Here is a 15,223-nt window from a genome sequence, read left to right on the forward strand (position 1 = left end):
CGTGGCGAGGGGCCCGCACCACGAGGTGCGGGCCCCTCGTCATGGGCGGGCGGCGGGACGGTCAGACGGACACCCCCGGCGCCCAGGTGTCCGGGGGTTGGAGGAGGGCTGCTGTGGTGGGGTGGGTGGGGGAGTCGAGGAGGTGGGGGGTGGGGCCGTGTTCGGCCAGGCGGCCGTTGTCGAGGACGGCGGTGCGGTGGGCGAGGGCGGCGGTGTCGCGGTCGTGGGTGATCAGTACCAGGGCCAGGTCGGGGCGGGTGCGGAGCAGGCCGGTGAGGTGGGCCAGCAGGGAGCGGCGGGTGAGGGTGTCCAGGCCCGAGGTGATCTCGTCGCAGATGAGGACGCGGGGGCGGGCCAGGAGTGCGCGGGCCAGGGCGGCGCGCTGCAGTTCGCCGCCGGAGAGCCGCTGGGGGTGGCGGCGGACGAGGTCGGCGGGGAGGCCGAGGGCGGCGAGGGTGTCGTCCGCCTCGGTCAGGGCTGCGGCGGTGGGGACGCCACGCAGCCGGACGGCGGTGCGGGCGACCTGGTCCAGTACGGGGCGGTGTTCGTCGAAGGCGGCTCGGGCGTCCTGGAAGACGTACTGGACGGCGGCCAGTTGGGCGGGGGTGCGGGCGCGGAGGCTGCGCGGCAGGACCTCGCCGTCGAGCCGGATCTCGCCGTCGTAGGTGCGGTGCAGGCCGGCCATGCAGCGGCCGAGGGTCGTCTTGCCACTGCCCGACCTGCCGACCACGGCCAGGCACTCACCGGCGCGGAGGGAGAGGCCGGAGAGGCTGAGGACGGGGGTGCGGTGGTGGTGGGCGGTGAGTGAGGGGATGTGGAGGAGGGGGGCTTCGGGAGCTGGGAGGACCTCTGAGGTCGCGTCGGAGGGGCATCCCGCCGAGGCTTCCGCCGAGGTGCCGGGCGGAGTGGCTTCGGAGGCGAGGAGTTCGCGGGTCCAGGGGTGCTGAGGGGCCTGCCACAGCCGGTCCGTCGGGCCGGATTCGAGGATGCGGCCCGCGCGCAGGACGTGGAGGTCGTCGGCCAGGGCGCGAACGACGTCCAGGTCGTGGCTGAGGAGGAGTACGGCGATCCCCCGGCGGGCCACCGCGGCGAGCTGATCGACGATGCGGCGCTTGGTGAGCGCGTCCTGGCCGGTGGTCGGTTCGTCGGCGATCACCACCCGGGCCCCGGTGAGGAGTGCCTGGGCGAGGACGACGCGCTGCTGCTGGCCGCCGGAGAGCTGGTGCGGGTAGCGGGACAACAGGTCTTCGGCGTCCGTCAGTTGGGCGTCGGCGCAGGCGCGCAGGACCCGTTCGGTGACGGCCGCGCGGCGGTCGCGGCGGGGCAGGTCGCGCACCTGCGCGCGGGCGATGTCCCGGAGGAGGGCGTCGACCCGGCGGGCGGGGTTGAGGGCGGCGGCCGGGTGCTGGGGGACGTAGCCGACGAGGCCGTCCGGTACGCGGACTTCGCCGGTCACCTGCGCGCCCGCCGGGTACTCGCCCAGGAGCGCCAGCCCGGTGGTCGTCTTGCCGCTGCCGGAGGCGCCGACCAGCGCGGTGATCCGGCCGGCGTGGAGGCGGAGGGAGACGCCGTCGACGAGGGGGCGGGCGGAGGGAGTCGAGGGCACGGAGCTGCCGTCTCCCGTGGCCGCGGGCACGTACTCGTCGGCCCTGCCGCTCTCCGGCATCGCCACCCGCAGGTCCACGATCTCCGCGACCGGGGTGGCCGCGGCGTACAGGGAGGTGGGCTCGGTGCCGTTCACGCGTGCTTCTCCTTCCGGGGCCGCGGCAGCGCGCGGAGAGGTGTCCGGCGTCGGGCCCGGCCCGTCAGTGCCGCGTCGAAGAGCAGGTTGGTGCCCATGGTCAGGGCGACGATCAGTACGGCGGGCAGGACGACGGCCCAGGGCTGGACGAACAGGCCCGTGCGGTTGCGGTCGACCATGACCGCCCAGTCCGCGGCGTCCGGGGCCACGCCGACGCCGAGGAAGGCGGCGGTGGCCACGAGGTAGAGGACGCCGGTCAGCCGGGTGCCGGCGTCGGCGGCGAGCGTACGCAGGGCCGAGCGGCCGACGTAGCCCACGGCCATCCGCCACCAGCTCTCGCCCTGCATCCGCAGCGCCTCGACCGCCGGGCGGGCGGCCGCCTCCGCCGCGGTGGCGCGGATGATGCGCGCGGCGTCCGGGATGTTGACCAGCGCGACGAGCAGCGCGAGGCCCACGGCGCCGGGCGAGAAGACGGCCGCGACCAGCAGGATCAGCAGCAGGGACGGGATCGCGAGGAGCACGTCCAGCGGGCGCATCAGGAGGTCTTCGAGCCGACTGCGGTGGGTCAGCGCGGCGGCGAGGCCGAGCGGCAGGGCCACCGCGTACGCCAGTGCCGTCGCGCAGAGCGCGGTGAGGACGACGGTGCGGCCGCCGAGCAACACCTGCCGCCAGACGTCCCGGCCGACGAAGTCGGTGCCCGCCCAGTGCCCGCCGCCGAGGGTGAAGGAGGCGGCGCGGGGACCCGGTTCGCCCGCGAGCAGCGGGCCGAGGAGGGCGAGGAGCAGGGGGACGGCGACGAGGAGCAGGCCGAGGAGGAAGCGGCCCGGGCGGAGGCGACGTGCGGTCCGCCCGGCAGCGCGGCGAAGTACGGGCGTCCTCACGCGGCCACCCCCGCCCGGGGCGCGAACCGGCGGGCCACCAGGTCCGCGCCGAGGTTCAGGACGACGGCGGTGAGGCCGAAGACCACCGCCAGGCCCTGGATGACCGGGACGTCGCGCTCGGCGACGGCGTTCATCAGGACCGTGCCGAGCCCGGGGATCACGAAGAGGGCCTCCACGACGATGACGCCGCACAGCAGCCAGTCGATGGTGCGGGCGAGCTGCTGGGCGGCGGGCGCGACGGCGTTGGGCAGGGCGTGCGTGTACCGGATGCGCGCGCCGGCGATGCCGTACCGGCGGGCCTGTGCGGCGTACGGCGACGCCAGCGCGTCGATCATGCCGGCGCGGACCAGCCGGACCAGCGAGCAGACCGGCCGGGCGAGCAGGACCAGCACCGGCAGGACGAGGGCGGCGGGGTGGGCGAGCAGGTCGCTGCCGTAGCCGACGGCGGTCGGCGGGAGCCAGCCCAGGCGCAGCGCGAAGACCGTGACGAGGAGGACGCCGAAGGCGAACTCCGGTACGGCGTAGATGCCCAGCGTCACCGCGCTGATGACGCGGTCGGCGAACCGGCCCTCGTGGCGGGCCGCGAGGACGCCCAGGCCGAGGGAGAGCGGTACGAGCAGGGCGACGGTGAGGCCGGCGAGCAGCACGGTCGGGCCGACGCCGTTCGCGAGGTACGTGGCGACCGGGCGCCCCGAGGTGAGCGAGGTGCCGAAGTCGCCGTGCAGGAGGCCGGTGGCCCAGGCGGCGAGGCGTTCGTGCGCGGGCCGGTCCAGGTGCAGGGCCTCGCGGATCGCGGCGATGCGCGCCGGGTCGGGCTGGTCGCCGGCGAGGGCCACGGCCGCGTCGCCCGGCAGCGCCTCGGTGAGGGCGAAGACCAGCAGGACGACGGCGACGGTCTGGCCGGCGCCGAGCAGCAGCCTGCGGACGACCCAGGCCCGCAGGCCGCTGCCGCGCGCTCCCTTGGCGAGGCGCGCGGCCCTCGGGGCTCCGGTGGCGGTCACGCCAGCCACACCTTGTCGAAGCGGGCCCAGTCCAGGGTGTTGGCGGGCGCTTCGTGCGTGACGCCCCGGACGTTCTTCGCCGTGCCGAGGATCCAGTCGGCGAAGCCCCAGACCAGGAAGCCGCCCTCGGCGTACAGGCGGCGCTGCATGCGTCCGTAGACGGCGGCCCGTTCCTTCTTGTCCTTGGTCGACTGGGCCTGCTGGTAGAGGGCGTCGAAGTCCTTGTGGTGCCACTGGGTGGCGTTGGTGGTGGAGTCGGTGAGCAGGCGCTGGGAGAAGTGGGACTCGATGGGCATGGCGCCGGAGCGGTAGCTGGCGAGCGTCCCGGAGTCCAGGGTGTCGGCCCAGAAGGTGTCCTTGCTGCCCGTGCGCACCTTCACGTGCACCCCGGCCTTGGCGGCCTGGTCGCGGAAGACGGACGCGGCCTCGGTGAAGCCCGAGGCGACGTCGGAGGTGTCCAGGGTGACCTTCAGCCCTTCGGCGCCCGCCTTCTTGAGCAGGTGGCGGGCCTTGTCGAGGTCCTGGGTGCGCTGCGGCAGGCCGTCGGCGTAGTACTCGTACCCCTTGCCGAACAGGTCGTTGCCGATCTCGCCGGCGCCGGACAGGGCGCCCTCGACCAGTTCCTTGCGGTCGGCGATCAGGAAGAACGCCTCGCGGACCCGCTTGTCGTCGAACGGGGCGCGGTCGGTCTTCATGGCGAACGCCTGCATGGCGCTGTTGCGCAGCCTGATGATCTCGATCTGTCCCTTGCCCTCGTGGGCGCGGGCGGTGGTCGGGGTCAGTTCGTGGGCGTACTCGACCTGTCCGCCCAGCAGGGAGTTGACGCGGGCCGACTCCTCGTTGGCGACGAGGAACTCCAGCCGGTCCAGGTGCGGCGCGCCGTCCCAGTGGTCGTCGTACCGCTCGACGACGGTGGAGCGGCCGGGCGTGAAGGAGACGAAGCGGAACGGGCCGCTGCCCACCGGCTTCCTGTCGAATTCGGTCGCGCCGTCGGGGACGATGTACGCGCCGAACGCGGCCAGCACGTTGGGGAATTCGGCGGTGGGCCGCTTCAGGACGAACTCGACCGTGCGGCGGTCGACGGCCCGGCTCGCCTTGAGGTCGATGGGCTCCAGGGACGCCTTGGCGCGGAAGCCCTCCTTCGGGTCGGCGATGCGGCGGTAGCTGTAGAGGACGTCGTCGGCGGTCACCGGTCTGCCGTCGTGGAAGGTGGCCTTGCGCAGCTTCACGCGCCAGCGGTCCAGGCCGTCGTTGGGTTCCCAGGAGGCGGCCAGGCGCGGCTGTGCCGAGAGGTCGTTGCCGTAGTCGGCGAGCTTGTCGAAGAGGGCCTTGGCCCTGGCGGCGTCGGCGAAGAGGTTGGTGCGGTGCGGGTCGAGGGTCTCGCTCGCGCCGCCGCCGGCGAACGCGGCCCGCAGCGTGCCGCCGCGCCGGGGCTTGCCGTCGCCGCCCGCGGCGGCACCGGAGCCGCCGGGGCCGCCGCAGCCCGCCAGCGCGAGCGCGCCGAGCCCGGCCGCGCCGCCGGCGGCTGCGAGGAATCCGCGGCGGCGCAGGCCGGGGAAGCGGGAGTCGTCGAGGGGAGCAGGGGGCATGACGGTGTCCTTCGGGTACGAGGTGCGCGGTACGGCGTACGGGTACGAGCGGATGCGGTCAGGCGGTGGGCATCAGCGGACGGGGCGCATCAGACGGGTTGCGTCAGGCGGGCGACGACGTGCAGCCGGTCCGCGTCCAGGCGCCGCCCCGGCCCGTCGCCCTCCAGCCAGGCGGGTTCGGTGCGCGGCCCCGGCCCGTCGTGCAGGGCCAGAACCTCGAAGCCGTGCGCGGCGAGGAGGTGGCGCAGCTCCTGGGGGAAGAGCAGCCGCCACGCGGAGCGCTGCTCGTGCGGCGGGGTGCCGTCGTCGGCGGTCCACACGCGGGTGCGGCGCAGCAGCTGTGCGGCGCGGTCGACGGTGAGGGTGGTGGTCGCGGTCCAGGTGGTGCCCTGCCAGGTGAAGCCGGTCGTGGCCGGGGCATCGAGGAGTTCGGTGCGGCCGAGGAAGAACGCGCCGTTGCGCATCTCCGCGACGAGCAGGCCGCCCGGCGCCAGGCTCCGCCGGCAGGAGGCGAGGAAGCCGTCGAGGTCGTCGTTGGTGTGGCAGTACAGCAGGGCGCTGTCCAGGCAGACCACGGCGTCGAAGGAGCGCGCGGGGAAACGGAAGCGGCGCAGGTCGGCCCGTACGTAGGAGGGCCCGGGGTGGTGCGTACGGGCGTACGCCAGCATCGCCTCGGAGAGGTCGGCGCCGACGACCGACCGCCCGACCCGGTACAGGTGCGCGGCGTCGCGTCCGGTGCCGCAGCCGATGTCCAGGACGCGCGGGCCCGCCCCGTGGCGGAGCAGGCAGTCCTCGGTCCAGCGGCCGGCCAGCCGCTCGTCGTCGGGGAACCGGGCTTCGTACAGCTCCGGGTTGTCGGTCAGGAGATTGCGGGCCGACGGGGCGTCGGCCACCGGTATGCCGGTGCTCACGGTGGTTCCTTCCAGGGTGGTCACGCGGCCACCGCCACGGGTTCGGCGGGCGTACGGGCGGGCAGTCCGCGCAGCCGGTGCAGCCAGGCCACCCCTGCGGCGGAGAGCAGCCCGAACGCCAGGCAGCAGGCCCAGGGCAGCCAGTCGGCCCCGGTACGCCCGCCGGTGTCCATGGCCCAGCCGACGACGGCGTTGCCGGCGGCGGCCGCGATGCCGGAGACGACGTAGAACAGGCCGAAGTAGGTGCCGGTCAGCTCGGCGCGGCCGAAGTCGGGGATCAGCTCCATCACGAACGGCTGGGCGACCATGACACCGAGGTAGAGCAGCAGGGCGCCGAGCAGGACGGGCAGGGCGCGCAGCGCGGCGGCACCGAGGGAGCCGGGCGGCCCGGACAGCCCCGCGACGGCCATCGGCGGAACGAACGCCAGGCCCATCAGGCCGAGCCCGGCGGCGATCCAGCGGGCGCGGCTGCCGCGCTCCTTCAGGACGCGGGTCAGGCGCAGTTGGAGGCTGAGGTTGGCGACGGTGCCGACGAGGAAGACGATGCCGGCGGCGCCGTCGAAGCCGGTGGCCCGGCGGGCCCCGTCGGGCAGCAGCAGGTACAGCTGGTTCTCCATGGTGAACATGCCGACCATGGCGAGCGCGAAGGCCAGGAAGGTGCGGTTGCCGACGACCTCGCGCCAGTCGCCGAGGACGGAGTTCTTCGTGGGGACGACGGAGCGGGCGGGCAGGACGGCCGCCTGGGCAGCGGTCAGTACGGCGAAGATCGCGGCGGCGGTGAGCGCGGAGGCCCGGAAGTCCACCAGCAGCAGGGCGGAGCCGAGCAGCGGGCCGACCAGCGCGCCGGTGGTCGCGAACACGTTGAACAGCGCGAACGCCTCCGCCTTGCGCTCCCCCGCCTCCTGCGCGAGGTAGGCGCGCACGGCCGGGTTGAACAGCGCGCCGGCCAGTCCGCTCAGCACGGAGGCGGCGAGCAGCACGGCCAGTCCGTCGCCGAGCGCGAAGAGCGCGAAGCCGACGGTGCGCAGGGCGCAGCCCGCGATGATGACGCCGCGGGCGCCGAGCCGGTCGGCGGCCGAGCCGCCGATGAGGAACAGGCCCTGCTGGCTGAGGTTGCGGACGCCGAGCACGATGCCGACGACGGCGGCCGACATCCCCAGGTCCTCGCCCAGGTGCACGGCGAGGTACGGGATGAGCAGGTAGAAGCCGGTGTTGACGCCGAGCTGGTTGACCAGCAGGAGGCGGATGGCGAGCGGGAAGCCGCGCATCTCGTGCCAGATCTTCGTCACCGGGGCACCTCCGTGAGCAGGCCGGCCGGATCGGGGTCCGGGCGCGGCAGGTCGGCGCCGGGTACCGGGCGGACGCCCAGGCCGGGGCCGCGGCCGGCGCGTACGGTGCCGTCCGTGCCGCCGAGTCCGGTCCAGGGGTCGTGGGAGAGCAGCAGGTGGCCGTCGAGGTCGGTCCAGCGGGCGCGGTCGGCGAGGTGGACGGCGGGGGCGAGCCCGAGGGAACTGGCGGTCAGGCAGCCGAGCATCAGGTCGGTGCCGCTGCCCTCGATCAGGCCCGCGATGCGCAGCGCTGCGTGCACGCCGCCGCACTTGGCGAGCTTGACGTTGATGCCGTGCACCCGGCCGGCCAGCCGCCGGGCGTCCTCGAAGGAGACCGCGTCCTCGTCGGCGATGACGGGCAGCGGGGAGCGCTCGGCGAGCCGGGCCAGCGCCTCGGGATCGCCGGGCGCGAGCGGCTGCTCGACGGCCTCGACGCCGAGGTCGGCGTACCGGGGCAGCAGGGCGCGGGCCTGTTCGGCGGTCCAGGCGCCGTTGGGGTCGAGCAGCAGCCGGGCGTACGGCGCTGCCTCGCGCACCGCGCGTACCCGTTCCAGGTCGTCCTCCGGGTCGGGCGAGCCGGCCTTGATCTTGAGGACGGAGAAGCCGTGCCGGGCCAGCCGGCCGGCCTCCTCCGCCGCCTGCCGACGGGAGCCGATGCCGAGGGTACGCGCCGTCGCGGCCCGGGGCGGCTCCTGGGCCCCGAGGAGCCGGTGCACGGGGACGTCGGCGCGCTTGCCCATGAGGTCCAGCAGGGCCGACTCGACGGCGGCGGTCACGGCGGGCGGGGTGCCCGGTGCAGGCAGCTCCCCGGCGCGGAGCGCGTCGAGCGCCGCTTCGGGGCCGTCGAAGCGGGCGAGTTCCAGGGCGGTCTCGCGGAACAGCCGGCCGATGGTGGCGGCGTCCAGGCCGTAGTAGACGCTGGCCACGGCCTCGCCGTAGCCGCGCTGACCTTGGTGTTCGACGGCGAGCCAGACGGCGTCGCGGGCCGCCATCGTCGAGCGGGAGATGCGCAGCGGCTCGGTGAGCCGGAGCCGTACGGTGCGCTGGCTGAACTTCACGGGGTCCCTTCCCAGGGAGCGGGTCGGATGGCGGGGAGCGGGGCGGCGAGCGGGCCGGCGACCGCCCGGCAGCGCGTCCACCCCGTGGCCTCGGCGGCCCGCGGGTGCGGGATCTCGACGGGGCGGGTGGCGGCGGTGGCAGGGTCGAGCCCGTGCGCGGCGGCGAAGTCGTCGTCGAAGACGGTGCCGAGGTACCGCTGCGGCCCGTCGGGGAAGACGGTGGCGACGACCGCGCCGGGGTGGACGCGGGCCGCCCAGGCCGCGACCAGGGCGACGGCGCCGGTGCTCCAGCCGCCGCTGACGAAGTTCCCCGCGGCCAGCCGGCGACAGGTGTCGGCGGACTCGGCGGGGCCGACCCAGTGCACCTCGTCGAACGCGTCGTAGGCGACGTTGCGCGGGTGGATGCTGCTGCCCAGGCCGCGCATCAGCCGTGGCCGGGCGGGCTGCCCGAAGATCGTGGAGCCGGTGGCGTCGACGCCGATCAGCCGCAGGCCGGGCCAGTGCCGGCGCAGCGGGCCGATGATGCCCGCGCTGTGGCCGCCGGTGCCGACGCTGCAGACCAGGACGTCGAGGTGGTCCAGGTCGGCGGCGATCTCGGCGGCGAGCGAGGCGTATCCGGCGATGTTGTCGGGGTTGTTGTACTGGTCGGGCCAGTACGCGTCGGGCAGTTCGGCGCGCAGTGCCCGCAGCCTGGCGAGGCGCGCGGCCTGCCAGCCGCCCTCGGCCGCCGGGCGGTCCACCAGCTCCAGCCGGACGCCGTACGTGCGCAGCAACTGCCTCATGGACGGCTCCAGTTCGGTGTCCCCGACGAGGACCACGGGGTGGCCGAGGGCCTGTCCGGCGAAGGCCAGGCCGACGCCGAGCGTGCCGGAGGTGGACTCCACGACGGGTGCGCCGGGCCGGAGTTCGCCGCGCTCCTTGGCGCCCAGCAGCATGGACACGGCGGCCCGCGCCTTCATGCCGCCCGGGGCGAGCCCTTCGAGCTTGGCCCAGAAGCCGGGGTGCGGGCAGGGCAGGTCCGCGGTGATCCGGGCCAGCGGGGAGCGGCCCAGCAGGCCGAGCAGCTGCGGGTTGGCGGTGGGGTGCAGGACGGCCGCGGTCATGCGGCGGCCCCGGCGGTACGGCGGCCGGAAGCAGCGGCGGTCCCGGCGTCGCGGTACCGGTGGACGGTGCCCGGCCCGCCGTCCAGCCAGAAGAACGGGTACGGCTCGGCGCACACCGCGCTCACCCCGGCCCCGAGGAACCGCGGCAGTACGGCGCTGCCGGTCTGCGCGAACATCACCAGCGGGGTGCCGTGCGCGGCGGCGTGCGCGCGCAGCGCCTCGAAGGTGCCGTTGCCCAGCGTCATGCCGGACGCCAGCACCGCGTCGCAGCGGTCCAGTTCGGCGAGCGCGTCGGTGGCGACCGGCTCGTCCCACTCGGTCGTCCCGCCCTTGAGGTCGCACGGCACGTACGTGAGGCCGCGCTCGCGCAGCGCCTCCAGCAGCGAGTTGACGACGCCGACGACCAGCACCCGGGCGCCGGGCGCCACGTCGAGCAGCTCGACGACGGCCCGGGCGCGGGCCCGGGACTTCTCCAGCGAGCTGCCGGCGGGCAGCGGGAAGGGCCGGGCGCCGGGCGCCGCTTCGTGGGGCAGGACGTGCATCAGGTACGCGTCCAGGGCGGCGATCCGTACGGGCAGCAGCTCGTGCGCCAGCAGCCCCGCGATGTCCGCGCCGACGCACGCCTCGACGGCCGCGTCGGTCAGGGCGCCGGGCTCCACCGCGCACGAGCCGACCGCCGCGCCCAGCCGCAGGCTGAGCACTTCGTTGCGGTAGCCGCCGCTGCGTCCGGCGTGGCGTACCGCCTGCCGGGTGCTGAAGGCGACGGAGATCCGCAGGCCGGCCGGGTCGGGGCCGTACGCGCCCGCCAGGACGCGGGCCACCAGGTCGTCGTAGGAGGTCCCGTCGGTACAGGGGCCGTCGGCTGCGGGGCTCATCGGGCCGCCACCCGCGGGCGCAGCGCGGACAGCAGGCCCTCGACGCGGGCGCGGGCGCCCGGCCCGTCCGGGTCGCCGGCCATGACGTGGCCGAGGTACTCGTTGTTGCTGCCGGCCGCCTTGACGTCCTTGCCCGCCTCGGCGAGCTGGAGTTCCAGTACGCCGTCCGCCTCGCGCACGGTGTCACCGCCGTCGATGCCGGTCAGTACGCCCGCCTCCCGGGGCACGAGGAAGCCGATCGCGGCGCTGCGCAGCCCGGTGTCCCGTACGGTCGCGTCGGGCCGCCGGCCGAGCGCGACGTCCACGCAGGCGGCGGCCACGTCGATGCCGGTGACGTGGCGGATCAGCTCGGTGATGCGGTTGCCGGCGGGGCGCGGATTGACCTCGACGACGCGCGGCCCGCCGGGCGTCAGCTTGATCTCGGTGTGCCCGACGACGTCGTCCAGGCCGAGCGCCTTGAGGGCCTGTACGGCGGTGTCGGCGGCGGCCGCCGCGTCGGCGACGGGGAGCGCCGCGGGGAACATGTGCCCGGTCTCGATGAAGGCCGGCGCGCCGCCCACGCTCTTGTCGGTCACCCCGATGACGTGCGTGCTGCCGGCGTGCGTCACGGTCTCGACGCTGACTTCGGGGCCGATGAGCAGCTCTTCGAGCAGGACGACGGGCGCCCGGCGCTGGCCGCGCGCGTTGACGGGGAAGTCCTCGACGGCACGGTAGGCGCGCTGCAGCTCCGCCTCGTCCGCGACCTCCCGTACGAACATCCCGGCGCAGAGGTCCACCGGCTTGAGGACCAGCGGGTAGCCGATCTCCGCCGCGGCGGCGGCCGCCTCGGACCGGTCGGCGCAGACGGCGAAGCGCGGCTGGGGCAGCCCGGCGTCCGCGAGCACCCGGCGGGTGGCGTCCTTGCGGCAGGCGCTCTCGACCGCTTCCGGCGCCGGGCCCGGCAGGCCCAGGTGCCCGGCGATCCGGGCGACGGTGGGCAGGTAGTAGTCGCAGGAGGTGAGCACGCCGTCGAAGCCGAGCGCGGCGTGCAGCCGCTCGGCGTACGGCAGCAGCGTGTCCAGGTCGTTGGTGTCGGCGGTCAGCACGTTGCGGGCGCCGAGCAGCGGATGGGCGGCGCCCTCGGGCGCGCTCCGCAGGTAGTGGTGCAGGTCGCGGGTGAGGAAGGTGAACTCGTGCCCGCCCTCGCGGATCGCGCGCGGCAGCAGCCTGCTCATCGCTCCGACCCAGCTCTCGACCATCAGCAGATGAGCCACGATTCCCCTTCTCCGGCGGTGTGTTGCGGTCGTCGGCCGAGCCGGGGACGCGTCCTGACGGAGCCGTCCGGCTTGACCGCCCCACACTGTAAACGATAATCATTTTCAAGTCATCCCCGAAGGGACGATGCCCCCGCCACTGCCCTGAATGCGAGACCTGTGACCACCGCCGTCCACCGCTCCGGCCTGCTGTGCGCCCTCGCGGCCACCGCCGCCGCGCTGCTGCCCGCCGCCCCCGCGCACGCCGCCGCCCCCCGGGCAGCCGGCCTGCACTTCGGCGCCTGCCCCGACTCCGTGCCGGACCCGCCGGCCCCCGACCGCGTCGAGTGCGGCGAGCTGAGCGTCCCGCTGGACCACGACCGCCCCGAGGGCCGGCACATACGCATCGCCGTCTCGCGCGTACCGGCCTCGGGGCCGGCCGACGAGCGGCGCGGCGTCCTGCTAGTGAACCCGGGCGGCCCCGGCGGCTCCGGCCTCCCGTACGCTGTCACCAAACGCGCCAAACTCCCCGAGAGCGTGCGGCGTTCGTACGACGTGATCGGGTTCGACCCGCGCGGCACGGGGCGCAGCGCACCCGCCGACTGCGGCCCGATGGGCGGCCTCTTCGACGCGCCGGGGCAGGACCCCGTGCCGCTGACCCCCGCCGCCGAGCACGGCTACCTCGACTCCCTCCGCCGCACCGCCGACGACTGCGCCACCGGCGTCGGCGCCGCCCTCCCGCACCTCTCCACCACCGAGACGGCGCGCGACATGGACGCGATCCGCGCGGCCCTCGGCGAGCGGCGCATCGCCTACCTCGGCGTGTCGTACGGCACGTACCTGGGCGCCGCCTACGCCGCGCAATTCCCCCATCGAACAAGCCGGATGGTGCTGGACAGCGTCGTCGGCCCGGAGGACTGGTACGACTTCGACCTCCGGCAGAGCCGGGCCCTGCTGCGCCAGCGCGACACCTTCTTCGGCTGGGCCGCCGCGCACGATAAGCGCTTCGGGCTGGGCGGCAGCGCCACCGAGGTCCGCGCCGCCTACCTGCGCGCCCGCGACGGCCTCGCCGCCGGGCCCGTGGCCGGCTTCGGCGCCGCGGAATTCGACCGGACCGTGTACCGGGCGCTCGGCCGCACCGAACGCTGGGCGGGCCTCGCCGACGGCATCCGCGCGTACCTGCGGAACCGGAGCGTCGAGGGGCTCCGCCCGGCCGACCCCTTCGACGGCGCCGCATCGCGCACGTACGAGGCCGCCAACCGCACCGTCAAGTGCGCGGACGGGCCGGGGCCCACGCCCGCCCGGGTGATCGCCGACCTGCGGCGGATGCGCCGCCTGGACCCGCAGCCGGTGCTCACCGGCATGGAGGCCCCGGTGTGCGCGTACTGGCACCACCGGCCGGCCCACCGCACCGCGCTCGGCAGCCCCGCCGCGCCGCCCGTCCTCCTGATCGCCTCCGAGCACGACCCCGTCACCCCGATCGCGGGCGCCCGCGCGCTGCAGCGGCGGCTGCCCGGCTCCCGGCTGGTGACCCTGCACGACGACTACTCCCATGGGGTGTTCGCCAGCCGGGGCAACGCCTGCGTGGACGGCGCGGCGGCCGCGTACCTGGACGCCGGGACCGTACCGTCGGCCGACCTGCACTGCACCGGCCCCGGCCTGCCGACCCCCTGACCACCGGAAAGCACGGAGCACCATGACTCTCACCGTCACCCCGCACGCAGCGACCCCCGGCACTCCCGCGTACACCGTCCGGGCCGCCACCCCCGCCGACGTGCCCGGCGCACGCCGCGTCATGCTCGACACGCTCTACCGGGAGTTCGACTACGGCTATGTGCCGCAGTGGCACCAGGACATCGTCGACATCCCCGGCACCTACCTCGACGACCCGCGCCACCTGCTGCTCGTCGCCGTGCAGAACGGCGAGGTGGTGGGCACCACCGGCATCCGGTCGGCGGGCCCCGCCCACCCGCCGCACCCCCGCTGGCTCGCCGACCGCTACCCGTCCGGCTCCACGGCCCAGCTCGTCCGCGTCTACGTCGACCCGGCCCACCGGCGCCACGGCCTGGCCCGCACGATGGTCCGGCACGCCTGCGACTTCGTGGCCGGCACCCCCGGCTACGCCCGGATCTATCTGCACACCAACGTCAAGGTCGAGGGCAGCGGCGCCTTCTGGCGCAGCCTGGCCACGGAGGTCTTCGACGCCCGCGCGACGGGCGAACACGGCCCGGGCGTCGAGACGGTCCACTTCGAGATCCCGATGCCGCGGCGGACGCCTTAGGTATACCTACACCGGCCGGTCACCGATGCCGGTAGCCCGCCCCACCGGAAAGGCTGGGCCCCTCTTCCGGAGACGGGCCTCCGGAAGGTCACCTTCGGAGGCGGGACCCATGCAGGAATCGGAGTACTCGGAGTACAGCGGCCCGCGCACGTTCGCCGGGCGGCACAGGGAACTGGCAGAGGTCGAGGAACTGCTCCGGCACACCCGCCTGGTGACCCTGACCGGGCCCGGCGGCGTGGGCAAGAGCGCACTCGCCGGCGCGGTGGCCCGGCGGTCGGCCCTCGCCCCGGAGGCGGTGGTCGGCCGTACCGACCTGGCCTCGCTCGGCGATCCCGGCCTGGTGCCGCACCGGCTGGCCCGGGCGCTGCGCCTCGACGGCTGTCCCGGGAAGCCCCAACTGACCGCGCTCGCCGAAGCGCTGGGCGACTGCCCGGCCCTGCTGGTCGTGGACACCTGCGAGCACCTGGCCGCGCCGGGCACGGAGGTCTTCACCGAACTCGTCGACGCCTGCCCCGGCCTGCACATCCTGGCCACCAGCCGCACCCCGCTGAAGACGCCGGGGCTGTACGCGCTGCCGCCCCTCCCGCCGGAGGAGGCGGCCGGGCTGTTCGAGGCGCACGCGCGGCGGCTGGGCGCCGAGCCGGCGCCCGACACGGTCCGGCGCATCTGCGCGCTGGTGGAGGGCCTGCCGCTGGCCGTCCTCATCGCGGCGGACCAGCTCGGGCACCACTCGGCGGACGACGTCCTCTCCCGCCTCGCCCGGCCCGAGGACGCCCTCGACCTGCCGGCCTCGGCACCCGGCCTGCCCGGCCGCCACCGGACGCTGCGCGACTCCCTCGGCTGGAGCCGCCGCCTCTGCACGGCGCAGGAGCAGCTGCTCTGGGCGCGGTGCAGCGTCTTCCCCGGCGGCTTCGAGCTGTCCCACGTGCTGGAGGTGTGCGGCGACCACCGGCTCCCGCCCGGCCCGCTCGCCGCGGCCTTCACGGGCCTGACGTGGCAGTCGCTGATCGAGCCGGTGCCGGACGACGCCGAGACCACCGTCTTCCGGATGCGGCGCGTGACCCGGGCGTACGGACGGCAGCAGTTGGCCCGGTCGGATGAGGAGCGCGCGGTCACCAACCGTTTCCTGGCGTGGGCGGTGAATCACTCCTGAGGCCTGCGGCTCCTGCCCCGCGCAGCGCGCGCCCCGACTCCTAAGGGATCTTCACACACCGCTCTCACCT

At 75.3% G+C, this 15,223-nt stretch carries 13 protein-coding genes; 3 read left to right on the forward strand and 10 right to left on the reverse strand.

The window, feature by feature from the left end:
- Positions 1–61: 61 nt before the first annotated feature.
- From ABZ840_RS04055 to ABZ840_RS04100, 10 genes are all read right to left on the reverse strand, one after another.
- Positions 62–1,741 carry an ATP-binding cassette domain-containing protein gene (locus ABZ840_RS04055; RefSeq protein WP_361552927.1) on the reverse strand — a complete coding sequence of 560 codons (1,680 nt, stop codon included), beginning with the start codon at positions 1,739–1,741 and terminating at the stop codon, positions 62–64.
- Positions 1,738–2,622, reverse strand: a complete 885-nt coding sequence (locus tag ABZ840_RS04060) for an ABC transporter permease subunit (protein ID WP_361552930.1) — start codon at positions 2,620–2,622, stop codon at positions 1,738–1,740. The genes ABZ840_RS04055 and ABZ840_RS04060 overlap by 4 nt, the downstream gene beginning before the upstream one ends.
- The gene (locus tag ABZ840_RS04065) at positions 2,619–3,623 is read right to left on the reverse strand and encodes an ABC transporter permease (protein WP_361552933.1); all 1,005 of its coding nucleotides are present in this window, start codon (positions 3,621–3,623) and stop codon (positions 2,619–2,621) included. Before ABZ840_RS04065 ends, ABZ840_RS04060 begins: the two co-directional genes overlap by 4 nt.
- Positions 3,620–5,212 carry an ABC transporter substrate-binding protein gene (locus tag ABZ840_RS04070; RefSeq protein WP_361552936.1) on the reverse strand — a complete coding sequence of 531 codons (1,593 nt, stop codon included), beginning with the start codon at positions 5,210–5,212 and terminating at the stop codon, positions 3,620–3,622. The genes ABZ840_RS04065 and ABZ840_RS04070 overlap by 4 nt, the downstream gene beginning before the upstream one ends.
- 89 nt (positions 5,213–5,301) lie before the next feature.
- Positions 5,302–6,123, reverse strand: coding sequence for a class I SAM-dependent methyltransferase (locus ABZ840_RS04075; protein WP_361552939.1), 822 nt, complete (start codon positions 6,121–6,123; stop codon positions 5,302–5,304).
- Positions 6,124–6,143: 20 nt separating this feature from the next.
- Positions 6,144–7,391, reverse strand: coding sequence for an MFS transporter (locus tag ABZ840_RS04080; protein ID WP_361553893.1), 1,248 nt, complete (start codon positions 7,389–7,391; stop codon positions 6,144–6,146).
- Positions 7,392–7,408: 17 nt separating this feature from the next.
- Positions 7,409–8,509: a dipeptide epimerase gene (locus tag ABZ840_RS04085; RefSeq protein WP_361552942.1), complete on the reverse strand. Its 1,101-nt coding sequence runs from the start codon at positions 8,507–8,509 to the stop codon at positions 7,409–7,411.
- Positions 8,506–9,612, reverse strand: a complete 1,107-nt coding sequence (locus tag ABZ840_RS04090) for a pyridoxal-phosphate dependent enzyme (RefSeq protein ID WP_361552945.1) — start codon at positions 9,610–9,612, stop codon at positions 8,506–8,508. The genes ABZ840_RS04085 and ABZ840_RS04090 overlap by 4 nt, the downstream gene beginning before the upstream one ends.
- Positions 9,609–10,487, reverse strand: coding sequence for a DUF364 domain-containing protein (locus ABZ840_RS04095; protein WP_361552948.1), 879 nt, complete (start codon positions 10,485–10,487; stop codon positions 9,609–9,611). Before ABZ840_RS04095 ends, ABZ840_RS04090 begins: the two co-directional genes overlap by 4 nt.
- Positions 10,484–11,740 carry an ATP-grasp domain-containing protein gene (locus tag ABZ840_RS04100; RefSeq protein WP_361552951.1) on the reverse strand — a complete coding sequence of 419 codons (1,257 nt, stop codon included), beginning with the start codon at positions 11,738–11,740 and terminating at the stop codon, positions 10,484–10,486. The genes ABZ840_RS04095 and ABZ840_RS04100 overlap by 4 nt, the downstream gene beginning before the upstream one ends.
- A gap of 159 nt (positions 11,741–11,899) precedes the next feature.
- Here ABZ840_RS04100 and ABZ840_RS04105 point away from each other — a divergent pair, with 159 nt between their 5' ends.
- The 3 genes from ABZ840_RS04105 to ABZ840_RS04115 all read left to right on the forward strand — a co-directional run bounded on the left by ABZ840_RS04105 (position 11,900) and on the right by ABZ840_RS04115 (position 15,153).
- Entirely contained in the window at positions 11,900–13,393 is a 1,494-nt protein-coding gene (locus ABZ840_RS04105; protein WP_361552954.1) for an alpha/beta fold hydrolase, read from the forward strand.
- Between the two features lie 22 nt (positions 13,394–13,415).
- A complete protein-coding gene (locus tag ABZ840_RS04110; protein ID WP_361552957.1) occupies positions 13,416–14,000 on the forward strand; it encodes a GNAT family N-acetyltransferase in 585 nt (194 codons plus the stop codon).
- 109 nt (positions 14,001–14,109) lie between these two features.
- On the forward strand, positions 14,110–15,153 hold the full coding sequence (locus ABZ840_RS04115) for a hypothetical protein (RefSeq protein ID WP_361552960.1): 1,044 nt from the start codon (positions 14,110–14,112) through the stop codon (positions 15,151–15,153).
- Positions 15,154–15,223: the final 70 nt, after the last annotated feature.

Origin of the sequence: Streptomyces sp. NPDC047117 (assembly GCF_040643545.1) — a bacterium.
In the GTDB taxonomy this organism is placed as follows: Bacteria; Actinomycetota; Actinomycetes; order Streptomycetales; family Streptomycetaceae; genus Streptomyces.